Raw genomic sequence first — 23,309 nt, 5'->3', positions numbered from 1 at the left:
CCCGGTGACCGGGGTAGAGCTGCTCGCCCTAGCGGCCTCGACCAGCCTGCTCGCCGGCTGGCGGCTCTACCTCGTCACCTTCGTCACCGGCTTTGCGATGCGGCTCGGGTGGATCGACCTGCCGGACAAGCTCGCGGCCTTGGACGTGCTCGCCAACCCGTGGGTGCTGGTGCTGTCGGGCGCTGCCGCTATCTTCGAATTGTTCGCCGACAAGATCGCCTTTATCGACACGCTGTGGGACGGCATTAACACCGCGATCCGTCCGCTTGGCGGCGCACTACTGGCGCTGGCGATAGTCGATCCGGGCGATCCCGTCTGGCAGGTGGCCGCCTTCATTCTCGGTGGCGGTGCAGCCTTTCTCTCCCACTCCGGCAAGGCGGCGACCCGGGCGATGGTCAACACCTCGCCCGAGCCGGTCAGCAACATGGTGGTTTCGACCAGCGAGGACATCGCTACTGTAGGCCTCCTCGCGCTGGCCATCGCCAACCCGGTCGCGGCGGCGCTGATCGCGCTGATCCTGGTGATCGCCAGCCTGTGGCTGATCGTCGCCGCGCGCCGCGTGTTCAGGCGGGTTCTGAACCGAAGCTAGCGTCACGCATTGACCTGCCAAACAAGGGAGAACAACCATGCCCGAGGGCGGCCACACCAGTCTCGTTGAAAGAATTGCCCGCGTCCTCTGCGGCGCTCAGCACAGCGCCAATGCGGACGGGTCGGAATCCTCGGCCTCGGCGCATGTCGATCAGCATTGGCCGACCCACCGCAACCAGGCGCTCGCCGTCCTCAAGGCCATCCGCGAGACCGATCCCAGCGGCGCCAGCGTCGGTGATCCCGCGATCTGGACCCGGATGGTCGAAGCCAGCATCGCCGACGCCGAAGACGACCGCGGGTGAGCGCTGCGGCGAAGAGCGCCGCGGCGCATCCGCGCTGGACGCTCGTCGCCTGCATTCTCGCCTCCAGCCTGAGCTTCGTCGAAGGCTCGGTTCTGAACGTTGCCCTGCCGGCGATCCGCGCCAGCTTCGGCGCAGGCGCCAGCGAGGTGCAGTGGGTGGTGAACGCCTATCTGCTCCCGCTGTCGGCACTGCTCCTCCTTGGCGGGGCACTGGGCGACCAGCATGGCCGCAAGCACCTGCGGATCATCGGCACCGGCCTGTTTGCTGCCTCGTCATTGCTGTGCGCGCTGGCGCCAGACCTCACCTGGCTGCTGGTCGGCCGGGTGCTGCAGGGGATCGGCGCGGCTTTGCTGCTGCCCAACAGTCTGGCGCTGCTTAACGCGACCTTCGAAGGCGAAGAGCGCGGCCGCGCGATCGGCATCTGGGCGGCGGCGGGGGCGGCCGCCGCGGCGGTTGCGCCGCTGATCGGCGGCTGGCTGGTCGATAATGTCGGCTGGCCTGCCATCTTCTATATCAACCTGCCGCTGGCCGGGGGCGCGATCCTGATCGCCGCCCGCTTCGCCGCCGAAAGCCGCAACGAGGACGCCGCCCGCACCGATTATCCCGGCGCGCTGCTGGCGACGCTGGGCCTGTTCGGCATCACCTATGGCCTGACCCTGTGGTCGGTGGAGATGCGGATTGCGCCATTGAATGCCGCCCTTGGGCTCGGCGGCGTCGTGTTGCTCGGCCTGTTTCTATGGGTCGAAAAGCATCGCGGCGATCAGGCGATGATGCCGCTCGGCATGTTCGGCAATCGCTGCTTCGTCGGGACCAACCTGCTGACCTTTCTGCTCTACGGCGCCTTCGGGGTGGTGATGCTGCTGCTGCCCTACGTGCTGATCGAAGCCGGCGGCTATTCGCCCTTGCAGGCTGGTCTTGCGCTGACCCCGCTAGCCATCGTCATTGCCCTCGCCTCGCCGCTGATGGGCAAGATCGCGGCGCGGATCGGCGGACGGCTACCGCTGACCGCCGGACCGATGGTGGTGGCCGCAGGGATGCTGCTCGCCACTCGCATCGACGCCGAGGCAAGCTATGTGACGACCGTGCTTCCCGCTGTTCTCGTCCTGGCAATGGGCATGGCGCTGGCGGTGGCGCCGCTCACCAGCACGGTTCTGTCCTCGGTCGATCAGCGCCATGCGGGCACCGCGAGCGGCCTCAACAGCGCGGTGGCGCGCACCGGCGGGCTGATCGCGACCGCCCTGCTCGGCGCGGTTCTGGTATCGAACGGCGAAGCGCTGATCGCGCCGTTTCATACCGCCTTGGTAGTCGGCGCGTTCGTCAGCATCGCCGCCGGCGCCGCGGCCTGGCTGACGGTCGATGGCGCCGCCGCGCCCAAGAGAAAGGCCGCCGAAGCCTGAACTCCGACGGCCTTTCCATTGTCTTGCTCGGTGAACCGAGCCTTCAGGCAACTACCTCGTTCATGGAGGCAGGGCTCACCGACTTGGGACAATGAGACATCTGACCACCTCCTTTCGCTCTGTTGACGATAGCGCGAAGATGGCCATGAGCCTTGTTGTTTCAAGAGCTTAGCAGCACTTCCCTCAGCGATGCTTGCAGGCCCGGGCAGCAGCAGGGCCGGCGCTTGCCCTCGGCAAGGTTTTCGATTCCCAAGCGCACCCGCTTGGTGCGCGTCTCCTGCGTCTTCGGCGAGGTGACCCAGCAGATCCATTCGTTGCGGGCGAGCGGGGTGATGTTGTGCCACGTCGCGCGCGCCTTGTCGTCACTCAGCAGCGCCGCTTCGAGATCGCCTGGAAGGTCGTGAACGACGCCGCCCGGAAGACCGCCACCCACCCTTATTTCCTCCCGAACAGCCGTTCGATGTCGCCGTGGGCCAGCTTGACCCAAGTCGGGCGACCGTGATTGCAGTGGCCGCTGTGCGGGGTGACTTCCATTTCGCGCAGCAGGGCGTTCATTTCGGCGACCGACAGCACGCGCCCGGCGCGCACACTGTGGTGGCAGGCAAAGGTCGCGGCGAGGAGATCGAGGCGGCTTTTCAGCGCTTGCGGACCGCCTAATTCGGCGATTTCGGCGGCGAGGTCGCGAACGAGGCCGGCGGCATCGAGTTGGCCGAGCGGGGCCGGCGTGCCGCGCACTAGGATCGCGTCCGGGCCGAAACGTTCGAGTTCGAGACCGTAATGGCGCAATTCCGCCGCTGCTTCCTCGATCCGATCGGCCTCGGGCTCGTCGAGCTCGACCACTTGCGGCAGGAGCAACGCCTGCACTGCCACCCCGCCGTTGCCGGCACCTCGCTTCAGTCGCTCCAGCACCAGCCGCTCGTGCGCCGCATGCTGGTCGACCAGCACTAGGCCGTCCTCGGCTTCGGCGACGATGTACGTCCCCGCCACCTGCCCGCGCGCGACCCCAAGCGGGTGATCCGACACCGGCGCCGCCGCCGGCTCGGCCCGCCCGGATGGCGCCGGCGCGAACAAGGCGTGGGCTTCGGCTACGCTCGCGGGCGCCGGGATGGTGGATGCATACGGGCTGACCGCTTCCCCGACGGCGGGCGCGGCATAGGGCGGCGTATCGAGTTCGCTCGTCCACCGCACCGGTGCCGCGGCCTGAATTCGCGCCGCGCTGCGATGCCCGGCTTGGTCGAGCGCCGAGCGCAGGCCGCCGACGATCAACCCGCGCACCCCCTGCGGATCGGCGAAGCGGACCTCGGTCTTGGCCGGGTGGACGTTGATATCGACCTCGCTTCCCGGCAGCTCGAGGAACAGCGCCACGATTGGCGCGCGGTCGCGGGCGATAAGATCCTGATAGGCCGCGCGCAGCGCTCCCACCAGCAGCCGGTCCTTCACCGGGCGGCCGTTGACGAAGAGATATTGCTGGTCGGCCGCACCGCGGGTGAAGGTTGGCAGACTCACCACGCCGCCCAGTTTGAGCTCGCCTCGCCGCAGGTCGATCGGCAGCCCATGATCCGCCAGCCCCGGATCGAGTAGCCCGGCCACGCGGGTCGGCAGCGGCGCCGACTGCACCGAAAGCACCCGCCGCCCGTCATGCTCGAGCGTAAAGGCGACATCCGGTCGCGCCATCGCCAGCCGACGCACGACATCGAGGCAGGCGGCATACTCCGCCCGCGGCGAGCGCAGGAACTTGCGACGGGCCGGTACCCGCTCGAACAGCCCATCGACCCGCACCCGGGTCCCGGGCGGAAGCGCCGCAGGCGCCTCGCCCGCCCGCACGCCGTGATCGATTTCCAGCCGCCACCCGTCGCCGCCTCGCTCGCGGCTTTCCAGGGTGAAATGCGCGACACTTGCGATGGAGGGCAGCGCTTCGCCGCGAAAGCCGAAGCTATCGACGGCCTCGATCCGCTCGTCGGGGAGCTTGGAGGTAGCATGCCGCTCGATCGCGAGCGCCATGTCCGCCGCGCTCATTCCCGACCCATCGTCGGTCACTTCGACCAGCGCCGTCCCGCCGGCCGACAACCGGATGCTGACCGTCGTCGCCCCGGCGTCGAGACTGTTCTCGATCAGTTCCTTCAGCGCGCTGGCCGGCCGCTCCACCACCTCGCCCGCGGCGATGCGATCAACGAGGTGGGAAGGCAGCCTTCTTATTGACATGACAGAGCCTCTAGCCCAATCGCTTGGGGCGGGCGAGACGCTGCTTGATCCATCGATTAATCGGTTGTTACGTCGCTGGACTTAAACCCTTTTTTACAAGAAGTGGGCGGGCATGTTCTGGACGCGCTGGTTCAAATGGATGAGCCATGACATGGCGATCGATCTCGGGACGGCTAATACGCTCGTCTATGTGCGCGGACGCGGCATCGTCCTGAACGAACCGTCGGTGGTCGCGATCGAGACGATCAACGGCGTCAAGAAGGTCAAGGCGGTCGGTGAAGACGCCAAGCTGATGATGGGCAAGACGCCCGATCAGATCGAGGCCATCCGGCCGCTGCGCGACGGCGTCATCGCCGACATCGACGTCGCCGAGCAGATGATCAAGCACTTCATTCACAAAGTGCATGGCGGCGGAAAACTGCGCTCCTTGCGCTTCCCCGAGATCGTGATCTGCGTGCCGTCGGGCTCTACCTCGGTCGAGCGCCGCGCGATCCGCGACGCCGCCTCCAACGCCGGCGCCAGCCAGGTCTACCTGATCGAGGAGCCGATGGCCGCCGCGATCGGTGCCGACATGCCGGTGACCGAGCCGGTCGGTTCGATGGTCGTCGACATCGGCGGCGGTACCACCGAAGTCGCCGTGCTGTCGCTGCGCGGCCTGGCCTATACGACGTCGGTGCGCGTCGGCGGCGACAAGATGGACGAGGCTATTTCCTCCTATGTCCGTCGCAATCACAACCTGTTGATCGGCGAAGCCACTGCCGAGCGGATCAAGCAGGAAGTCGGAATCGCCAAGCCGCCGGTCGATGGCATCGGCAAGACGGTCCACATCAAGGGCCGCGATCTCGTCAACGGCGTGCCCAAGGAAATCTCGATCAACCAGGGCCAGATCGCCGAAGCGCTGTCGGAGCCGGTCGGGACGATCGTCGAGGGCGTCCGTATCGCGCTCGAAAACACGGCGCCCGAACTCGCCGCCGACATCTGCGATCAGGGCATCGTCCTGACCGGCGGCGGCGCATTGCTGCAGGGCCTCGACGAGGTGCTTCGCGACGAAACCGGCCTGCCGGTCACCGTCGCCGAGGATCCGCTCACCTGCGTCGCGCTCGGCACCGGTCGTGCGCTCGAGGAAGAGCAGTTCCGCGGTGTTCTGCAGACCGCCTGAACCTGGGAGATAGACGGTGGCGCCAGGCCCCGGGGCGCGTGCCGGCTGGTCGAGGCGGGCGCAATACGGTTTGTTCTTCAGCTTTCTGGCAGCGATTGCCGGCCTGCTCATTGGGCTTGGCTTGCTCGCCCTCAGTCTGGTCGCACCGAACGCTTATGCGGGCGTGCGCGGCGCGGCGCTCGACGTCACCGCCCCGGTCACGGGCGCGCTGCGCAGTGTGACCGACACCGCCGCCGGGCTCATGAGTGGCGCCGGTAATTACTGGGATGCGGCCCGGCAGAACGCCGGCCTGCGCGAAGAGAACCGCAAGTTGCAGCGGCAGGCGATCCAGGCGCGAGCCATCTTTCAGGAAAACGTGCAGCTCAAATCGGTGCTTGCCCTGCGTGAGAACGAGGTTGCCACCGTTGCGACCGGGCGGATCGTCGGGTCGAGCCTCGAGAGCGCTCGCCGCTTTGCCGTACTGACCGCGGGTAGCGGCGACGGGGTTGCGGTCGGAATGCCGGTGCGCAGCGCCGCTGGACTGATCGGGCGAGTAGTGGACGCAGGTTCGACGGCTTCGCGCGTGCTGCTGATCTCGGATCGCGCCAATATCGTGCCCGCGCGGCTGCTGCGCGGCGGCCAGCCGGTGATCGCCACCGGGCGCGGCGACGGGACCATCGACGTCCGCCCGCTCGAGGTCGGCCGCAACCCTTTCCGCCCCGGCGACTTCATCGTCACCTCGGGAACCGGCGGGCTGTATCCGCCCAACGTGCCCGTGGCGCGGGTCATCAGGCTCGACGACGACGGCGCGATCGCCCTTCCGCTCGCCGACCCCGCCAGCGCCAGTTTCGCGGTTGTCGGACGTCCCTACGAGGAAGCCGCGCTTCCTCAGGCCGAGCCGGCCGAAACGGAAGAATAAGGCGTGGTTCGCTCCGCCCTTGGCCGTTCTTCCCGCCTTGATCGCGGACCACGCAAGCTGGCCCGCGCGATCCCGGCCCTCTCGGTCGCCCTTGCGTCGCTGCTTCCGCTCGCCCCCGTGGTCGCCGACGTGGGCTGGTTTCCGGAAACAGGTTTTCTGCTGCTTCTCGCATGGCGGCTGCTGCGGAGCGACGTGATCCCGGCCTGGTGGGCCGCGCCGCTAGGCCTGTGGAACGATCTGGTGCTCGGCCTGCCCATCGGTCTTTCGGTCGCGACCTGGACCGCGGCGATGATCCTGATCGACCTGCTCGATCGGCGGACCATGTGGCGCGATTACTGGATCGAATGGCTGATCGCTGCCCTTCTCCTGACGCTGGCGGACCTTGCCCGCCGGCAGGTCGATGCGGCGATGGGCGCCCCTTACGACCTCGTCACCATCGTCCCGCCACTGCTGATCGCCATCCTGACGTTTCCCATCGCCGCCTTCGTCGCCAGCGCGCTCGACCGTTGGAGGCTCAACCCATGAGCCGCTTCAACAACGTCAAGGCCGACATGGTCTTCTCGCGCCGGATGCTCGTCGTCGGCGGCGCACAATTCGCGATCGCCGGAACGCTGATCGGCCGCATGGGCTGGCTGGCGATCAAGGAGAACGAAAAGTATAACCTCCTCAGCGAAGATAATCGCGTCCAGCTTATCATCGTGCCGCCGCGCCGCGGCTGGATTGTCGACCGTGCCGGCAAGCCGATCGCCATCAACCGCTCCGATTTTCGCGTCGATCTGATTCCCGAGCGGATGGTCGATCCGGAAGGCGAGATCACGCTTCTGGCCCAATTGCTGGCCCTTGGTCCCGATCAGGTCGACCGCATCCGCCGCGAAGTTCGCGAATCGCGCGGGTTCCAGCCCGTCCAGGTGGCCGAGAACGTCCCTTACAATCGCTATGCCGCCGTCACCGTGCGCATGCCCGAATTGCCGGGGATCGAGCCCGCCCGCGGCTTTACCCGCTTTTATCCCGCCGGCGCCGCGGTGGGCCAGCTGGTCGGCTATGTCGGCGCTGCCAACGCCAAGGAATATGAAGCCGAAAAGAACCCCCTGCTGATCACACCCGGCTTCAAGATCGGCAAGGAAGGCCTCGAGGCAGTGCTCGAACAACGCCTCCGGGGCATTCCGGGCGGGCAGCGGGTCGAGGTGTCGGCGCGCGGCAAGCTGATCCGCGAGCTGACGCCCAAGCCCGACCGATCGGGCAACACGGTCCAGCTGTCGATCGACGCCGGCCTGCAGGAATATGCCGCGCGCCGGCTTGGCGAGGAGAGCGGCAGTTGCACTATCCTCGACTGCCAGACGGGCGATCTTCTCTGCATGGCCTCGATGCCGAGCTACGATCCCAACAGCTTTTCGGACGGGATCGGTCGCACCGAATGGAAGACGCTGTCGGCGGATCCGCGCAAGCCGCTGCTCAACAAGACGGTGAACGCGCTTTATCCGCCCGGTTCGACCCTGAAGCCGATGGCGGCGCTGGCGATCCAGAAGGCCGGGATCGACCCCAGCGAGCGGGTGTACTGCAACGGCGGCTATCAGCTCGGCAATCGCTTCTTCCGCTGCCTCGGGCGCCACGGCCCCGTCGACATGCGCCGCGCCATCGCCAAGAGCTGCAACACCTATTTCTACACCATGGCCAACCGCATCGGCTACGACGCCATCGCGCCGATGGCCCGCCTGCTCGGCCTCGGCGAGAAGTTCGACCTGCCCCTGGTCAGCCAGAATTACGGCACCATCCCCGATTCCGAATGGAAGCAGCGCCGGTTCGAGCGGAACCGAAAGCTGGTGGAGCGGCCCGACTGGACCCGCTCGGACAGCCTCAACGCGGTGATCGGTCAGGGCTTCGTCATCGTGAACCCGCTCCAGCTTGCCGTGCAGTCGGCGTGCATCGCAAGCGGTCGCAAGATCCGTCCGCTCCTGCTCGGCAAGCATGACCGGCAGGCCGAAGCGCTCGACATCCCGAAGGAGCATCTCGACGCGGTGCGCGGAGGGATGTGGGAGGTCGTCAACGGCGACGGAACCGCGGGCGCCTCACGGCTTCAGGTGCCGGGCTTCGAGATGTGCGGCAAGACCGGCACCGCGCAGGTCCGCCGCCTGTCGGCCAGCGCGACGCGCGGTCAGGGCGGCGACTGGCGTTATCGCGACCACGGCCTGTTTGTCTTCTTCGCGCCTTACGACAATCCGCGCTACGCCGGGTCGGTGGTGATCGAGCACGGCATGGGCGGCGCGCGGGCGGCGGCACCGGTGGCCAAGGACGTGCTGACCTATCTTTTCGATCGGCCGCAGGCGCTAAAGCGGCTCGAAGGCCTGGAAGCCGAATGGGGTGGAACGCTGGCCGAGCGCATGGCCCGCCGCAGCGCCGCGATCGAAGCGGCCGCCGCGCAGGCGGCCTCGCTCGGCTCGCCGCCGATCGCGGCGCCGGCGCCCGTGCCGTCCAGCGTCAACGCACCGCCACCGGCACCGGACGACCGTTGACATGATCTCCAGCGCCATCATCCCCCAGCCCCTCGCCCGCCTTCCCTGGCGGCTGATCTTTTTGATTTCTGGCATCGGTCTGTTCGGGCTGATCAACCTTTATTCCGCCGCCGGCGGCTCGATCGAGCCGTGGGCGCTGCGGCAGGGTATGGCATTCGGAATGTTCCTGAGCCTCGCGGTGGTGCTGTCGAACGTGCGCGAGGCGACGATCAAGCAGGTCACCCTTCCGGTCTATCTCACCATCGTTGTGATGCTGATCCTGGTCGACATGTTGGGCTTCGTCGGCAAGGGCGCGCAGCGCTGGCTCGACCTCGGCTTCATCCGCTTGCAGCCGTCCGAGTTCATGAAGCCCGCCATCGCGCTGACGCTGGCCCGTTTCTACGACCTGCTGCCGGCGGGCGACACGCGGACCTTCCGGGCGGTGTGGCCGGCAGCCGCGCTGATCGGGGTGCCGGCGGGGCTGGTCATCCTCCAGCCCGATCTCGGCACCGGGCTGATGGTCTGTTTCGCGGGCGTGACCGTGATGTTCCTCGCCGGTGTTCAGCTGCGCTGGTTTCTTGTCCCGGGCACCATCGTCGCGGCGTCGATCCCGGTGATCTATCATTTCCTGCACGGCTATCAGCGCAAGCGGATCGACACCTTCCTTAATCCGGAAAACGATCCCCTGGGCAGCGGTTATCATATCACGCAGAGCAAGATCGCGATCGGGTCGGGTGGGTTGTTCGGTAAGGGATTCCTGCAGGGCAGCCAGAGCCACCTTCAATATCTTCCCGAAGGCCATACCGACTTCGCCTTCGCCACCCTGGCCGAGGAATGGGGGATGTTCGGCGGCACGGTCGTGATCCTCGCCTATCTCATGGTTCTGCGCTGGTGTCTCGGCGTCGCGGCCCGGGCCCCTACCCGCTTCGCCCGGCTGAGCTGCGCCGGGCTTACCGCGGTGCTGTTCAGCTACTTTGCGATCAACCTGCTGATGGTGATGGGCCTCGCCCCCGTGGTCGGCATCCCCCTGCCCCTGATCAGCTATGGCGGGTCGGCGGTGATGACGGTGATGATCTGCCTCGGGCTTCTGATGAGCTTCGAGCGGCAGCAGCGGACGACGTCGCGGTTGAGCTGAGCCTTCAACCTTTCTGAACAAGGTCACAAAGGTCACCGGTGGCGGGGTTTTATTTGGCGCCCGAACCTGAACAAGGTCACACGCCGCTGGTATCGGCAGTGTCAAAGAGCGTGGCGGACCGAGGCTGTCAGGCGAAATCCTATATTGCAAGATCAAGTGCCCGAACGCCCTTGCCAAGCCAGCGCAGCCTAGCTAGAGGCACCCCCGCGCACCGCTTCCACGCGGCCGCATCTGCCTTACGGCATGGACGCATAGCTCAGTTGGTAGAGCAGCTGACTCTTAATCAGCGGGTCCTTGGTTCGAGCCCAAGTGCGTCCACCAATCTTTCCGACACTTAGGCAGCGGAGCACCCCTAGAAAGTTGGCTGGCGTAAGCACCCGGTAAGCACCGCTTCTAGGTGGCGCTAGCTTGGAACCCCGCTATTCCGCGCGCATGCAGCCGATCAAACTCGGCCTCCAGCGCGGCATTCGTTCCCCGTAGCCCAACCGCGACCTGCCCCGCCGATCTAGAATAGGCGAGCTAGCGCGTCTGCGGCCAGGTGGCCGGAGGGTGCTCCAGGATGTCCGCCAGATTGCTGATCTTGTCGGCCAATTTGATCAGCTTTGCTCCCTCAGGCTTGGTCGCGGCTTTGCTGACCTGCAGGCGCTTGCGCTCGGCCTTGTCGAGCGTCTTATCGTCGGTCACTTCGGCGACGATCCCGGCCACCCGCGCGCCAAACTGCGCCTCGATCTCCGCCAAGCTGGTCTGGATGTCTTCCACCGTATCGTGGAGCAGCGCCGCGGCCAGCACCTCCGCATCCTGGACTTGGCCGATGCAGGTAAGAACCCGGCTCACCGCCAGCGGATGGTTGATGTACGGCGAGGCGGCGGCATCCTTGCGTCGCTGGTCACGATGCTGGTGCGCGGCAAAGGAAGCTGCGGCGAGGACGAGATCCAGTGCTTCAAGCGGAGTGGCGCTTAGCTCGGGTGAAGTTTGCGGATTAGAGCGACTTATCTCCATGTTTCGGTTCTCCGAGGCAGCGTCCCGTCACTCATGTAATCGGACTACATCATCTTTCTTGTCGCGCTCGAGGTGGGGCGAGTCCTCAAGCCGCAGCCGCTGACTGAGGTTGGTTTGACGGTCAGCCGCGCAATCTCCAACGCCGCCTCATCGACTAACCGTTGTGTCAGGTCGCGTTGCACGACGTTGCGCTTGATGGGGCCAAGCCCACCATTTCGCCCCTCCTTCAGCAAACGGACGACGACGTGTTTCAGCTCCTCGTCTTGAAGCTCACCAGAGTTGGCAAGTTAGGACATGTCGCGTCTGGAAAGACCCACAAGTCGCCGCTCGCACGACGTTACTTGCCTCCCAAGATCGGACGCCCGTTCAGACGATGACGCGCAAGGCTCGAATCCTGCCGGGCGCCAATCATCTGTCCTCAGGCGCTGAGGTTGCGCCTATTTCCATAAGGCGGACCTGGCGCCGCCTGCCGGCCGGCTGCCGGCCTCCGGCAGCGGCTCGAAAGCTGCGCCTAGCCGCCGTATGAGTGATGGATGCCGAAGCCGAAGCGTCCCAGTCAAACCGACGGCAAACCGGGGAACGGGATGCCGATGGTTGCCGCCAGGCTCCCTGATGCGATCCCCGGCTACCGAGAGATCGATCCGGAAGCGCTCCGGCGCGAGCGCAGCGAAGGCGATCCCGGATGGCCGCTAGCTCAAACCGCGTCGCAGCTTCTATCCTCCTCAGATCGCGGGATGCGATCGCTCTCCTGGCGAAGACCGCCGAGCAGCTGCTCAGAGAGATGCGGCCCGGCGAGATCGGACCCGGTCCGTCCGCGCTCGAGCAGGTCCATGTCGAGATCCTACAGGCGATCTCCCTAGCGTCCGGGAGGGGGAGGCCTGTCCCCGCATCGCCGAAGTCGATTGTCCGCCTCTGGAACCGCGCGCGGCAGAACCTCAACGCTTACCTCTCGCTTATTGAGCCGGATGCCGACGCGGACGAGACGGCGTTTCTGGCGTGGCGGGTTCAACTCAGCACAATCTTCTACCGCAACGTCTTCAGCAGCGACGATGCCGCGGAGGTGCTTCCTGCCCTGTTCTCACGCTTGGATGCAGCCGCCGAGCAGGGCCTAGGCCTGCGGACATCGGAATTTGCCAAGGCGCTCTTCGCGGTCTTCAACGAGGTCGGCCGCAGGTTCCACGATGGCATCGATGCCGAGGGGGTCCTGCGCGAGGGGACAGATCCCCGTCGGGTCGTCGAGAGGATGCTGCGGGGCTCGAGTTGTGCAAAGCGGATGTGGCGCTATGCGGAAGCGCGCCAACTGACCCCCGCATGGCTAGGCTGAGCCGGGTTCCAGCTTGCCGAGATGCTTTGCGGCACCCGCTCTACCTTCAGTCGCAACGATCTCGTCGCCCGCTTCGGGGTGCCTATAACCGACGCGCTCTTCGCCCGCTCGCCTCCCGCACGATTGACTAGGAAAGTCTGCCCGAGATCAACCTTAGCAATCCAATCTGGGAACGCCTCTTTTCGCTACGATGCCGACACACTGTTTGTCCCTCTACCCGTCCTGATCGTGAGCTTTCCCTTTAGGATCATCGAGGGACTGCTCGGTTCGGACACGAAGTTGAACAAGGCCTACTCCGATGAGCGCGCGACCTATTAGGAAGACGATGTCGAGCGTACGTTCGGCTCTCTCTCTCTCCCGTCGGCGACGGTGCATGCCGGGGTGAAATGGAATGATCCCGACACGAAGGTGCTCTACGAGCACGATGTCGTCGCCAGCGTTGGCATGCAGGTCCTAATCTTCGAGGCGAAGTCCGGCAAGCTCGCCGCAGCCGCGCGCCGCTGGGGCCTCAAGAGCCTTCTCACCAACTTCAACGAGCTCTTCGTCGAGCCCGGTCGACAAACAGCCCGACTTCAGGCCCTGCTCGCGACGCGTTGGAAAGATGTGGAGCTCGTCGACGACAAGGGGAACATCGTCCAGTTCGATGGGGCGGGTCCTAGCGTCGTGCACAAGTTCGGATTCTGCATCAAGCAATTCGCCTCCGTCACCAGCAGCCGCCGGCCCTTCAAGAAGATCGGCCTGTTGACTGATCACCAAGAGTGAGCACCGATCCTGACGCTGGCAGAGCTCAGGATAATCTCGGAGCGCCTGGATACGGAGGTGTCGTTTCTCCACTGCATGACCCGTCGGGCGGCGGCCGACGACGTCCTCGACTTCGTCGCCGACGAGCAGGACTTGCTCTCGATGTGCCTGATGGACGGCTTCGTCATCGACGCCCGTGCACTCGACGGCCGTCAAGTCACCTTCCCCTCAGGCGGACGCGGCGGTTCGAGGCCGTGCATCTCCGCGCTCCGGCCGACGCGAATACGCGACGCCCGGGATCACGCTGCCGCCCATGTGGGCACTGATCGCCAAGGAGGTTTACACAGATGACCTCCGCTACAGCTTCGACATTCTCCTGACGATCCTTAACCAGGCCCCCGCGACCCTCGACCTCCATGGCTGCAACCGTGCGCCGGTGGCGGTCTGGCGGCGGCAAGGGTGCCGGAGACACGCTTTCGGCGCGGACCGTCGTCGGCGACCGGGTGTTCGTCGCCGCCGTCCACATGGCGCGGGCACATCCCTCTCGCACCCCGGTCACAGCGACGTTTGCAATGCGAAACCAGTAACCTCACGAAGTTGCATGACCTCAGGCAGGTTCCGCGCTTCCGACATCCACACCCCATTGGTCCAAATCGGCGTTGTTCTTAACGCGTTTGGAAAGAGGCGGGAGCAAGACTTCTCTCGGAGAAGGGGAACCGATGCAGAGCAACGCGAAGATGAACGTCATCGATGACGCAAACGCCGACCGCCGCGAAGGCAAGCGGCAGACATTGGTCTTTCGAGTAGCGGCCTTGGACAATGGCGAGCGGGCGAGCTTTTGCCTGTTGAAGAACATATCCGCCGACGGCGTGCAGGTACGATCCTACGCGCCGCTGGAGGTAGGCGCCACGGTGACCTTATTCGTCGGGGAAGAGAAGCCCGTGGCCGGGCAAGTCGTGTGGTATCGTGACCTTCTCGCGGGGATCAAGTTCCTGAAACCGCTTTCGCCTGTCGCGCTGCTCCGGGTCGAACAGAAGACCTGCAATGTGCAGCGGCGAGCCCTGCCACGCCTGAACACGGAGGCTGCCGGTAAATTGAAGGCACTTGGCCGGTCCTATGACGTCACGTTGCGCGACATCTCTGCGTCCGGAGCGAAGCTGGAAACCAAGACGCCCCTTTCGGCGGCTGGAGCAGCTGTTCTGCAGTTGCCCGATCTGCCTCCTATCGATACATTCGTCCGCTGGTCAGACGAGCACAAGATCGGCCTCTCCTTTGCGACTCCGCTGCCCATCCAGATCATAACAGACTGGCTTGCGGAGAGGAGAGCAGTCAGGATCAGCTAACCAAGCCTTGCAAGAAGGCCTCCTAGCTTTAGATCAAAGGAACACTCCACTTTGGATGATCGATCAAGTAAGTAGTCATTGCGAGCTCATATGTTTGCAGCATGGTACTTCTTGCTTTGCTTGCAACTGGTCTGATCGATGGTCCCCGAAGTAAAGCGACCTTACTTGTTGGATCAAGGATCGTACGAGCGACGACGATCAGCGCCTCCGAATGGAAGGCAAGCGGTCGCAGAGCGGAACGGTCCTACACGGAAAGTGATGGTCGTCGGATCCTGCTTCGAACAGTCGATCACGAGTGAGGAGATGCCCCGACAAGGCTTATGCGTAGCGTACGAGACTGGTTCGTCGGCTTGGTTTTTGAGCGATCTTGGTGTTGCTTGAAGCACGTTGCTGGTAACCATAAGACAGCCCTTTGCTGCTACTGACAGTCTATGCTGACAGCGCTGGGATCAACGCATTGAAAACGAAGTCCAGGCACCGGGTCGCGGCGGCGCTTCTCGGCGGATTGTGCGCCATACTGGTGCTCGCCATCGCGGCCCTTCAGGCGCGTGACATCGTGGCCGATCAAACCTCGGCTGCCTTGATGGCGGAAAGCAACGAGCGGACGCGCCGGATCGGCGACTATCTCGCCCATCTGCTCGATCTTGAGACCGGCCAGCGAGGCTATGTCGTGACCGGCAATCCCGAGTTCCTGGAGCCGGCCGAGGCGGCCCTCGCCCGCTTGCCGCAGCTCAGCCGCGAACTGCGCGGGCAGTATCGAGACGGAAGCCGTGAACAGCAGTTGGTCACGGGACTGCTCGCGGCGGGCACCGAAAAAGCCCGCTACTCGCGCCAAGTCGTAGCGACGCGGCGCGCCGGACGTGCCGACAATGCGGCCGCCCTTGTCCGAAATCGCCACGGCAAGGCGATGATGGACAGGGCCAGGGCGTTGTCGGCTCCCTTGTTGCAAGGTGAGCGCCTCAACGCTCAGGGCATCCTAGTCGGTAATGCGGAGGCCCGCGCCACCCGCTACCGCTTGATCGTCGCCGCCGAGGTCGCCCTCCTGCTGGCCGCCGCCGCCTTGCTCACCTTGCTCCTGCTCACGCTCCGGAGTCTCGACCGGGCGAGCCAGTCACTGCATGATAGCGCGGCTCGTCAGGAAGCCATCTTCGCTCACGCAAGCGATGCCATGCTGATGCTCGACCGCGAGGGAATAGTCGTCTCAGTCAACGCTGCCGCCGAACGGCTTTTTGGCCACAGCGCGGCGGAGATGGTCGGCCGCTCCAATCTCCTCCTCTTCGCCGATCCGCCTACCCCGGAGGAAAGTCGCGCCTACCTCAAGGGACTGGCGCTCGGGGTTGCCGCGGCCAAGCCCAGCCAGAGCTTCACCGGCCGGCGCCGCGACGGCACCGAATTCCAAACGGAAGTGGTCACGACTCCGGTGCCCCTCCATGGCGGGCTGCAGTATCTGGCTGTCGGCCGCGACATCACAGAACGCACCCAGGTCGAGCGCATGAAGACCGAATTCGTGGCCACGGTAAGCCATGAACTGCGCACCCCGCTCGCGTCCATTTCCGGAGCGCTCGGGCTGCTGGCTGGCAACGCCGCCAACCAACTCACCGACGGCGCGCGACGCCTTGTGGAGATCGCCCTCAACAACAGCCATCGGCTGATCCGGCTGATCAACGACATGCTCGATCTCGAGAAGATCGAAGCGGGCAAGATGGAGTTCGACGTCCAGCGTTTGTCCTTGGCGCCGCTGCTGGCACAGGCAATCGACTCCAACACTGGCTTTGCCGTCGAACGTGGGATCGAGTTGAGACTGGATCCCGTCCCCGACGACGCGGCGATTATGGGCGATGGCGATCGCCTGCAGCAGGTCTTCACCAATCTCCTGTCCAATGCGGTGAAGTTCTCCCCGCCCGGTGCAGTGGTCGATCTCACGGCGACCGAGCACGACGGCGGTTGGCGGGTCAGCGTGCGAGATCGCGGGCCCGGTATCGCCGAGAAGTTCCGCGACCGCATCTTTGGCAAGTTCTCGCAGGCTGATGCCGCCGATAGCCGTGTCCATGGCGGTTCCGGGCTTGGGCTCAGTATCGCCCGGGAGATCGTCACCCGTCTCGAGGGGACGATCGGCTTCGATACGGTGATCGGCGCGGGCACCGTCTTCCACGTCGACCTGCCTGCCGCTCCGGTCCTAGCGCCGCAGGACGAGGCCCCCGTGCAACGGCAGCCCATCGCCGCCGACGGTCGGCGCCACTTCCTGCATATCGAAGACGACGCCGACGCCCTGCGGGTGGTCGGCGAAGCCTTCGCCCATCTGGCCGAAGTCCATGTCTCGCCGAGCATCGCCGAGGCGAAGGCCGCGCTTCGCCGCTACTGGTTCGATGCCATCCTGCTTGACATTGCCCTGGCCGATGGAAGCGGCCTCGATCTCCTTCCGCTGATCCGCAAGGCCAATCCCGGCGCTCCGGTCATCCTCTTCACCGCCGCCGACGTGGGCCTGGGAATACATGCGATGGTGGACGCCGTCGGCGTCAAGTCGCGCACCCCGCTTGAGGAGCTCGCCAGCCGGGTAGAGGAGCTGCTTGCTCGACCCTCCGGAGCGGTAGCGGCATGACGGTGCAAATCCTGTATGTCGACGATGACGACGACCTGCGCGAGGTCGCCTTGATGGCGCTTGGCCTCGACCTGGATCTGGTGGTGACCGGCTGTGCGTCGGGGGAGGAAGCGGTCAGGGCGGCTGCCGGTCTCGACCCTCACCTCATCCTGCTCGATGTCATGATGCCGCGGATGGACGGGCCAGCCACCCTGGCGGCGCTCCGCAATTTGCCGCACCTGGCCCACGTGCCGGTGGTGTTCATCACCGCGCGTACTCAGGCGCGGGACGCCGAGCCGCTGCTGGCCCTGGGTGCCTTGGGGATCATCGCCAAGCCGTTCGATCCCATGACCCTTGCGCAGTCGGTGCGCGACTTCCTCCAACGATGATCGACAAGCTTGCGGAGCTCGCGGGGCGCTTCCGATCGCGGGCCGCGGATCAGGCGGCAGCTCTCGAACAGGCGCTCGAAGACGGGAACGACAATGTCCTCGCCGAGCACGCCCACAAGCTTGCGGGTAGTGCCGCGCTATTCGGCTTCAGAGACCTTGGCGAGCTTGCTGCAGAGGTCGAACGCCTGATCGGGACGGCCGACCGCGCGTCCGCGCGCACGCACGCTGCGGAGTTGGCGGCGCGCTTGCGGTCGCTTGCTTACACCGTCGGCTGAAATCCCTTGCGGGTCATTTGGCCCCAACCCTGCTGCTTGCGGAGAAACTGCCACATCCCCCGCACCCGCCACACATTGCTGAGCTGGCGATAACCGAAATTTTCGATAATCGCGACAAGGGTGAGGATCGCCAGATCGCTGGCACGCGCGAAGCGGCGGAGTTCCACCTCTTCGAGGATGAGGGTCGCCACGCTTATGAAGATGCCGAAGGTGAAGGTCACCGCCAGGAACGCTAGGAGATAGTCGAACGACAGCAGGCCGACCGCCCAGAGCAACGGGATCAGCCCGTAGCCGATCACCTCGATCAGCGGGCCAAGCACGTCGACCACCAGCACCTGGCCCATCCCAAGGAAGCCGATGCGGCCATAGCGGGGATTGAACAACATGTCGCGATGCTTGACGAAGGTCTCAAGCGACCCCCGTTGCCACCGGGCGCGCTGCCGACCGAGGATGGTCATGTTCTCCGGCGCTTCGGTCCAGCAGACCGGCTCTGGGATAAAGTCGATGCGGTAGGGCCGCCGGAGGTCGCGCATGTGGCGGTGGAGCTTGACTACCAGCTCCATGTCTTCGCCCACAGTGCCGTGGCTATAGCCACCGACCTCCAGCACTAGACGGCGCCGGAACAGGCCAAAGGCACCGGAAATGACGGTCAGTACCTGAAGCCGGCTTAGCGCCAGCCTCGCCATCAGGAAGGCACGGAGATATTCGACGACTTGGACCAGCGCGAGGAAGTTACGGGGCAGCCGGACCTCGCACACCCGCCCGCCTTCGATCCTGCTGCCGTTGGCGAGGCGGATCGTGCCGCCAACCGCCACCATCCGGTCGGGCTCCTCGATGAATGGCCGGACTGCCCGGAGCAGAGCATCGCTCTCGAGCAGCGAGTCGGCGTCGATCGAACAGAACAAGGGAGCCCGAGCGACGTTGATGCCCGCGTTCAGCGCATCCGACTTGCCGCCATTCTCCTTGTCGACGACTAGGAGGCGCGGCAGCCGCGCATTGGCGTACAAACCGCGGATCGGTTGGTGGATAACAGTCGGGTCGTAGTAGCGATCGGTCGGCTTCACGCCGAAGTGATCGATCAGGCGCTGCAAGGTGCCATCGCGCGACCCGTCGTTGATGACCACTACCTCGAACTCGGGATAGTGAAGCGAAAGCAAGGAGGTGACGCTCTCGATGATGGTCACCTCTTCGTTATAGGCCGGTGCGAGCACCGCGATCGGCGGCGCCCGGTCCGCGTAGCGCTGCCACAGCAGTGATGAGCGGACCACCGGCGGCCGCCGGGACAAGGACACGCCGGCAAAGATCAGCTGAACGATGTAGAGCAGGATTTGCAGCAGCCCGGTGCCGATGACGATCCAGGCGACGACCACCGCCACTGCGGTGGCCGCCGGGAGCAAAGCTTCAAAGCCAATCATCGCGGCACCGCCTGTTCGACTAGCGCCAGCCTTGCCGCTTTCCGGGCGCGAAGCGATCCGAGGCAGCTCATCTCCTTTAGCATCCCCTGACCGGTGGCGCCGAGCCGGGCCAGCGCCTCGCCGGCACGATAGCGCACCCACCAGTCGGGATCGTCGAGCAAGCCGAGCAACGTCTCGACGGCATCGACCAAGCCGACCCGTCCGGCGGCCTCGGCCGCGGCCGCACGGACAAACCACACTTTGCTTGCAAGATTGCGAAGCACCGCCGGCCGCGCCGCGGGATGTCCAAGCTGGCCGAGCGCGCGAAGGTAACGCGGCAGCTCGGGAGCCTCGTCGGCCGTGGACAGCGCTAAGTCGGTGATCACGGGAACAAGGGTGTAATCGCCGCTCCCCGACAAAGCGTCGATGGCAGCCGCCTTGATGGGCGAAATGGTGGTTGGATCGAACAGGAGCTGGCGCACTTCCTCCGGGCGGTCCCGGGCGACTTCGGCGACCAGCGAGACGACCAGCATCGATTGCTCCGCCGTCCCGAGGCGCAGGCGGTCAACCAGCTCGGCGATCGCGGGTGCGCGGTCCGAGCATGCGAGGGCAAGCGCGGCGGTCAGCCGAACATCGGCATTGGTGTCGTCAAGCGCCAGGTCGAGGGCGTCCGTGCTGTGGCCGTCGGCAAAATAGGCCAATGTCTCGGCCGCAAGGATGCGCTGCCGGACGCTGCCGCGGCGAAGGCTGCGGTGCAGGGTTCGGGCGACCCCCAGCCTGGTCGCCATCGCGACAAAGGCGGCACGCTCGTCGCCCCGCACCATGGCGATCAGTTCGGCCGTCAACTCACTGAGCAGCGCCGGATGATCAGGCAGCGACCCGGTCTCCAGGTCCGGCGAGTTTCCCAATAGCTGCGGCAGCCACTGCGCACGGAAATGTTTCATGGTCCTGGCCCGGCGGACCGCCACGAGCCGCCCCGCGATCAGGCCGCCCATGATGACCAGCGCCAGCAGCGAGAGGCCGAGCGACAGGAGCCAGAGATCCTCAAGACTGATCAAAAGGATGCCCCCGCCCCGACGGTGACGTCGGTCCAGTCGGCGCCGCGGTCCTGCCGGTGCCGGGCGACCGTCACGCGCAGGACACGGGTCTTGCCGAGCGGGAGGGCTGCTCCGCCGGACAAGCTGCGAACGCGTGACACCTGGCCCTGGGCGGTGTCGGGCGCGTCGGCCGCGCCCCCGAACAGGCGCAAGCCCGGCGCGACTTCCGCGTCAAGCCGGACCAAGCCGCCGGCTTCGCTTCGTCCACCTTCAAACAAGAGGATCAGCTGTCCTGTCGCCCACAGCTTGCCCCCTGGCGCATATTGCTCGAGGCCAGACGTCAGCGTCGTGACCTTGCCCATGCCGAAGGCGGCGCGTCGGAGGTCAAAGGTCAGCATCGTCGGGAACTGGCCGCGTCGAACCCTGACCCTGGCGCCAGCGCCGATCAGCCAACGCGGGCGATAGTTCGCCGCGGGCGTGCCGCCTGCCAGGACCGCGGCGCTGAAGTCCGGCGAAAAACGATGCTCGACGTCGACTTGGCCGTAGGTGTCGGACAGGCCGAAGCGACGCGTCGCCTCCAGCCGCAAGCCATAGGAGGTGGTGTCTTCCTTGCGGCGGATCTGCGCCGCCAGCAGTCGCCAGTCGGGTTGCGGCCCGTCAACCGCACTAATGCCACCCTCCACGTACCCTTGCCAACCTAGCGACGGCGGTGCCGCCAGGCGCGCCAGAAGGTCAGCCACGTCCCTGTCACCCGGCGGCAAGCTAGCGAGATGCGCGCGGGCCTGGTCGCGGCGGCCTCGGCGCTCTTCGATCCGCGCCAGCCCGAGCCGTGCATCACGGTAGCCGGGCGCCGCCGCCAGAACCTGCTTGAATGCCCGCTCAGCCGCGTCCAGGCGGCCGAGATCGAGCAGGGCCAGGCCATATTGCAGGCGAGCGTCGAGGTCGGCGGGCCGGGCCTCCAGCCACCGCTCCAGCAGGATCGTCGCCGTCGCCGGCCGGCCGGCCTGCCTGGCTTCGACCGCCTGCAGATAATCGGTCGGACCCGTGACTGGGATTGCTTGGCCCACGAGAGCGGCAGCCAAGATCACAGCGTGGGATGGCATCAGTTCGTCTTCGGCAAGAGTCTGAGCAGACGCGCGATCAATTCCTCGGGCATGAAGGGTTTGGCCAGATAATCGGACGCGCCGAGACGAAGCGCTTCGACGATGTCGCGCTCGCCTTTGCGCGCCGTCAGCATGATGACCGGCACTGTGCTGGTGGCCGGCATCTCCCGCAATCGCCGCAGCACTTCATAGCCGTCGAGTTGCGGCATCATGGCATCCAGCACAACCGCATCGATCTTGGCGTCGGTCGCAATTGTCATGGCCGCCTGACCGTGCTCGGCGGCAAGCACCTCGAAGCCCTTGGCCGACAAGCGGAACTGCAGCAATTCGACGAGAAGTTCATCGTCATCACACACGAGGATACGGGCATTGCTCATGGCCAACCGTGCTATCAAGAATTCTGAAAAACTTGGTTAATGCGGAGCTATGGCGCCGCTTTTACGCGAACTCATCGCTTGCGCCATCCAGCAGATTAGCGAGGACTACGCTTTGTCGTAGTTCGACTGGCCGCCGCCGCTTACGGGCGTGGATCGGAAAGCATCCTAGCCAGCGCGCGCCCGCGAGATCGGCCAGAGTCCAATGAGCCGCGATCTTGGCTTGCTTCGCAGCTTCTGCGGGCCCCCCGCCAAGATGGCGGCGCCAAGTCGGCCGCATAACGTTCAACCGATCAGTCAGCGGCGACGATCATCAGGACCTGCCCCTTCGAAAGGCTTCGACCAGCATCCGCAGCTAGACTCTCGTGAACTGATTGAGGATTGTCGAGGCAGAGCTGGTGCAGCCCGTTCCGCGTCATTGCCGCGCTCTCATCTCTATCTGCCGAAGTTAGCCCCTCTGCCGGCAGCAGTCGCAATGGTTGAGCGAACGGCGTCCCCCGATCCGGTCGGCTGATCGTCAAGGTGAGGGCTCTGGTCGGTTGCGGTGTCCACAAGCAGATCGCCTGCCCGGGCAGGCGCGCTCTCTCGAAGATGCCGGACAGGGACTCCACTCCACTTCTCACTGACACGCGATCCGCTACTGACACCGTGATCTTCACCGTGGCGCGTTCCGGAGTGGCAAGCGCTGGTGAGGATACCCAAAGCAGTGAAAGCGCTCCAGCGAGCTTGATCAGGACCAATCGCATACCCTGCATGGCTCTGCCCTTGATGACGGGAACCGCATGCGGCTCCTTACGGCGGCGCGATTATGCGAATTGCTAAGGCTTACACCGATATGGATGAAGCGGGCTCAGCCTCTGTTTCCATCCTTGCAATCGGAGGACCCTTGTTGACTTCTCTTTAACCGCTCCGTGGCATTCAGCGGTAATTACTCCATTTTGGAGATATTGCCGGGAGGATGCACGATGAGATTGATGACGCAAATGACGGCGGCGCTGTTGGGCTCTGCCTTGCTTAGCACAACGGCAGGGGCAGCCCCCACGCAGGGGACGTTGGGCGCGACATCGACCGGCAGCATCCAAATCAACGCTTCCGTTCCGACCCGAGTTCGTATCAGCGGCTTGACTGATGTCACACTCGCCAACCTCGATCCGACCGCAAACGCGGTTGCCGCCCAAAATGTCTGCGTTTGGAGCAACTCCAGCACCCGAGGCTACCGTATCACCGCGACTGGCAGCGGAACGGGTAACGCCTTCACGCTCGCCAATGGAGCACTCTCCGCTGTACCTTATGCCGTGGAATGGGGCGGCAGCACCGGCCTGTCCTCCGGGACCGCGCTAAGCGCCGGCGCTCCCCTGCCGGGGCAAGTCTCGACAGCTACCCGTGCGGATTGTTCCGCCGGTCCGGCAAGCTCGGCAAGCCTGATCGTGCGTCTCGCAGCGGCGGATCTCCAGCAAATGTCGGCAGCGACCAATTACACCGGCACCTTGACCCTTCTGGTCGCGCCCGAGTGACTTGGGGGGCGGGATGTTCTTCGCCAGATCAGCATCCCGCCCGAGGTGCAAGCACACCCGGAACGTGG

General features: G+C 65.3%; 22 protein-coding genes and 1 tRNA gene. 16 read left to right on the top strand and 7 right to left on the bottom strand.

Going from position 1 to position 23,309, the window contains the following annotated elements; genetic code table 11:
- Positions 1 to 4: 4 nt before the first annotated feature.
- Genes V6R86_RS09425 through V6R86_RS09415 form a run of 3 tightly spaced genes read left to right on the top strand, consistent with a single transcriptional unit; the run spans position 5 to position 2,287 of the window.
- Complete coding sequence (locus V6R86_RS09425; RefSeq protein ID WP_338504044.1) at positions 5 to 589, top strand: DUF4126 domain-containing protein; 585 nt, start codon at positions 5 to 7, stop codon at positions 587 to 589.
- A gap of 37 nt (positions 590 to 626) precedes the next feature.
- Complete coding sequence (locus V6R86_RS09420; RefSeq protein ID WP_338504042.1) at positions 627 to 890, top strand: hypothetical protein; 264 nt, start codon at positions 627 to 629, stop codon at positions 888 to 890.
- Positions 887 to 2,287: an MFS transporter gene (locus V6R86_RS09415; RefSeq protein ID WP_338504040.1), complete on the top strand. Its 1,401-nt coding sequence runs from the start codon at positions 887 to 889 to the stop codon at positions 2,285 to 2,287. Before V6R86_RS09420 ends, V6R86_RS09415 begins: the two co-directional genes overlap by 4 nt.
- 160 nt (positions 2,288 to 2,447) lie before the next feature.
- On the opposite strand, the gene V6R86_RS09410 is transcribed toward V6R86_RS09415, so the two are convergent.
- Together V6R86_RS09410 and mutL are read right to left on the bottom strand one after the other, a co-directional pair.
- Complete coding sequence (locus tag V6R86_RS09410) at positions 2,448 to 2,720, bottom strand: YdeI/OmpD-associated family protein (protein WP_338504038.1); 273 nt, start codon at positions 2,718 to 2,720, stop codon at positions 2,448 to 2,450.
- A 2-nt stretch (positions 2,721 to 2,722) separates the two neighbouring features.
- Positions 2,723 to 4,489: a DNA mismatch repair endonuclease MutL gene (mutL, locus tag V6R86_RS09405; protein WP_338504035.1), complete on the bottom strand. Its 1,767-nt coding sequence runs from the start codon at positions 4,487 to 4,489 to the stop codon at positions 2,723 to 2,725.
- A 112-nt stretch (positions 4,490 to 4,601) separates the two neighbouring features.
- Between mutL and V6R86_RS09400 the strand changes: the two genes are divergently transcribed.
- The 6 genes from V6R86_RS09400 to V6R86_RS09375 all read left to right on the top strand — a co-directional run bounded on the left by V6R86_RS09400 (position 4,602) and on the right by V6R86_RS09375 (position 10,491).
- Complete coding sequence (locus tag V6R86_RS09400; RefSeq protein WP_029940580.1) at positions 4,602 to 5,648, top strand: rod shape-determining protein; 1,047 nt, start codon at positions 4,602 to 4,604, stop codon at positions 5,646 to 5,648.
- Positions 5,649 to 5,664: 16 nt separating this feature from the next.
- The gene (gene mreC / locus V6R86_RS09395; protein WP_338504031.1) at positions 5,665 to 6,546 is read left to right on the top strand and encodes a rod shape-determining protein MreC; all 882 of its coding nucleotides are present in this window, start codon (positions 5,665 to 5,667) and stop codon (positions 6,544 to 6,546) included.
- A 3-nt stretch (positions 6,547 to 6,549) separates the two neighbouring features.
- Positions 6,550 to 7,071 carry a rod shape-determining protein MreD gene (locus tag V6R86_RS09390; RefSeq protein ID WP_338504029.1) on the top strand — a complete coding sequence of 174 codons (522 nt, stop codon included), beginning with the start codon at positions 6,550 to 6,552 and terminating at the stop codon, positions 7,069 to 7,071.
- Positions 7,068 to 9,056: a penicillin-binding protein 2 gene (gene mrdA / locus V6R86_RS09385; protein WP_338504027.1), complete on the top strand. Its 1,989-nt coding sequence runs from the start codon at positions 7,068 to 7,070 to the stop codon at positions 9,054 to 9,056. The genes V6R86_RS09390 and mrdA overlap by 4 nt, the downstream gene beginning before the upstream one ends.
- A 1-nt stretch (position 9,057) precedes the next feature.
- Complete coding sequence (gene rodA, locus V6R86_RS09380; RefSeq protein ID WP_338504025.1) at positions 9,058 to 10,170, top strand: rod shape-determining protein RodA; 1,113 nt, start codon at positions 9,058 to 9,060, stop codon at positions 10,168 to 10,170.
- 245 nt (positions 10,171 to 10,415) lie between these two features.
- A tRNA-Lys gene (locus V6R86_RS09375) sits at positions 10,416 to 10,491 on the top strand.
- Positions 10,492 to 10,689: 198 nt separating this feature from the next.
- Here the strand turns inward: V6R86_RS09375 and V6R86_RS09370 are convergent.
- Complete coding sequence (locus V6R86_RS09370; RefSeq protein WP_338504023.1) at positions 10,690 to 11,169, bottom strand: HD domain-containing protein; 480 nt, start codon at positions 11,167 to 11,169, stop codon at positions 10,690 to 10,692.
- A gap of 682 nt (positions 11,170 to 11,851) precedes the next feature.
- Here V6R86_RS09370 and V6R86_RS09365 point away from each other — a divergent pair.
- The 6 genes from V6R86_RS09365 (at position 11,852) to V6R86_RS09340 (ending at position 17,819) form a co-directional block, all read left to right on the top strand.
- Positions 11,852 to 12,493 carry a hypothetical protein gene (locus V6R86_RS09365; protein ID WP_338504021.1) on the top strand — a complete coding sequence of 214 codons (642 nt, stop codon included), beginning with the start codon at positions 11,852 to 11,854 and terminating at the stop codon, positions 12,491 to 12,493.
- 381 nt (positions 12,494 to 12,874) lie between these two features.
- Positions 12,875 to 13,255 carry a hypothetical protein gene (locus tag V6R86_RS09360; protein WP_338504019.1) on the top strand — a complete coding sequence of 127 codons (381 nt, stop codon included), beginning with the start codon at positions 12,875 to 12,877 and terminating at the stop codon, positions 13,253 to 13,255.
- Between the two features lie 698 nt (positions 13,256 to 13,953).
- Complete coding sequence (locus V6R86_RS09355; RefSeq protein WP_338504017.1) at positions 13,954 to 14,577, top strand: PilZ domain-containing protein; 624 nt, start codon at positions 13,954 to 13,956, stop codon at positions 14,575 to 14,577.
- 520 nt (positions 14,578 to 15,097) lie between these two features.
- A complete protein-coding gene (locus V6R86_RS09350) occupies positions 15,098 to 17,176 on the top strand; it encodes an ATP-binding protein (protein WP_338504016.1) in 2,079 nt (692 codons plus the stop codon).
- Complete coding sequence (locus V6R86_RS09345) at positions 17,173 to 17,544, top strand: response regulator (protein WP_338504014.1); 372 nt, start codon at positions 17,173 to 17,175, stop codon at positions 17,542 to 17,544. Before V6R86_RS09350 ends, V6R86_RS09345 begins: the two co-directional genes overlap by 4 nt.
- On the top strand, positions 17,541 to 17,819 hold the full coding sequence (locus tag V6R86_RS09340) for an Hpt domain-containing protein (protein WP_338504012.1): 279 nt from the start codon (positions 17,541 to 17,543) through the stop codon (positions 17,817 to 17,819). Before V6R86_RS09345 ends, V6R86_RS09340 begins: the two co-directional genes overlap by 4 nt.
- Here the strand turns inward: V6R86_RS09340 and V6R86_RS09335 are convergent.
- From V6R86_RS09335 to V6R86_RS09320, 4 genes are read right to left on the bottom strand one after another with little or no spacing between them, the layout of a single operon-like run.
- Entirely contained in the window at positions 17,804 to 19,234 is a 1,431-nt protein-coding gene (locus V6R86_RS09335; RefSeq protein ID WP_338504011.1) for a glycosyltransferase, read from the bottom strand. The two genes, V6R86_RS09340 and V6R86_RS09335, sit on opposite strands and share 16 nt — an antisense overlap.
- A complete protein-coding gene (locus V6R86_RS09330; RefSeq protein WP_338504009.1) occupies positions 19,231 to 20,271 on the bottom strand; it encodes a HEAT repeat domain-containing protein in 1,041 nt (346 codons plus the stop codon). The genes V6R86_RS09335 and V6R86_RS09330 overlap by 4 nt, the downstream gene beginning before the upstream one ends.
- Positions 20,268 to 21,317, bottom strand: a complete 1,050-nt coding sequence (locus V6R86_RS09325) for a YaiO family outer membrane beta-barrel protein (protein ID WP_338504008.1) — start codon at positions 21,315 to 21,317, stop codon at positions 20,268 to 20,270. Before V6R86_RS09325 ends, V6R86_RS09330 begins: the two co-directional genes overlap by 4 nt.
- Before the next feature lie 35 nt (positions 21,318 to 21,352).
- Complete coding sequence (locus V6R86_RS09320; RefSeq protein ID WP_338504007.1) at positions 21,353 to 21,730, bottom strand: response regulator; 378 nt, start codon at positions 21,728 to 21,730, stop codon at positions 21,353 to 21,355.
- 962 nt (positions 21,731 to 22,692) lie between these two features.
- Here V6R86_RS09320 and V6R86_RS09315 point away from each other — a divergent pair.
- Positions 22,693 to 23,241: a hypothetical protein gene (locus V6R86_RS09315; RefSeq protein ID WP_338504005.1), complete on the top strand. Its 549-nt coding sequence runs from the start codon at positions 22,693 to 22,695 to the stop codon at positions 23,239 to 23,241.
- Positions 23,242 to 23,309 lie beyond the last annotated feature (68 nt).

Source organism: Sphingomonas kaistensis (genome assembly GCF_036884275.1).
Classification (GTDB): domain Bacteria; phylum Pseudomonadota; class Alphaproteobacteria; order Sphingomonadales; family Sphingomonadaceae; genus Sphingomicrobium; species Sphingomicrobium kaistense_A.
Note: the sequence above shows the minus strand (reverse complement) of the source record. Positions and strands in the feature narration are given on the sequence as shown.

Bases quoted from the DNA above. Each gene is read 5' to 3' on its own strand.
- V6R86_RS09420 (WP_338504042.1), top strand. From the start codon at position 627: ATGCCCGAGGGCGGCCACACCAGTCTCGTTGAAAGAATTGCCCGCGTC.
- mutL (WP_338504035.1), bottom strand. From the start codon at position 4,489: ATGTCAATAAGAAGGCTGCCTTCCCACCTCGTTGATCGCATCGCCGCG.
- V6R86_RS09400 (WP_029940580.1), top strand. From the start codon at position 4,602: ATGTTCTGGACGCGCTGGTTCAAATGGATGAGCCATGACATGGCGATC.
- mrdA (WP_338504027.1), top strand. From the start codon at position 7,068: ATGAGCCGCTTCAACAACGTCAAGGCCGACATGGTCTTCTCGCGCCGG.
- rodA (WP_338504025.1), top strand. From the start codon at position 9,058: ATGATCTCCAGCGCCATCATCCCCCAGCCCCTCGCCCGCCTTCCCTGG.
- V6R86_RS09370 (WP_338504023.1), bottom strand. From the start codon at position 11,169: ATGGAGATAAGTCGCTCTAATCCGCAAACTTCACCCGAGCTAAGCGCC.
- V6R86_RS09365 (WP_338504021.1), top strand. From the start codon at position 11,852: ATGGCCGCTAGCTCAAACCGCGTCGCAGCTTCTATCCTCCTCAGATCG.
- V6R86_RS09355 (WP_338504017.1), top strand. From the start codon at position 13,954: ATGCAGAGCAACGCGAAGATGAACGTCATCGATGACGCAAACGCCGAC.
- V6R86_RS09345 (WP_338504014.1), top strand. From the start codon at position 17,173: ATGACGGTGCAAATCCTGTATGTCGACGATGACGACGACCTGCGCGAG.
- V6R86_RS09340 (WP_338504012.1), top strand. From the start codon at position 17,541: ATGATCGACAAGCTTGCGGAGCTCGCGGGGCGCTTCCGATCGCGGGCC.
- V6R86_RS09335 (WP_338504011.1), bottom strand. From the start codon at position 19,234: ATGATTGGCTTTGAAGCTTTGCTCCCGGCGGCCACCGCAGTGGCGGTG.
- V6R86_RS09320 (WP_338504007.1), bottom strand. From the start codon at position 21,730: ATGAGCAATGCCCGTATCCTCGTGTGTGATGACGATGAACTTCTCGTC.
- V6R86_RS09315 (WP_338504005.1), top strand. From the start codon at position 22,693: ATGAGATTGATGACGCAAATGACGGCGGCGCTGTTGGGCTCTGCCTTG.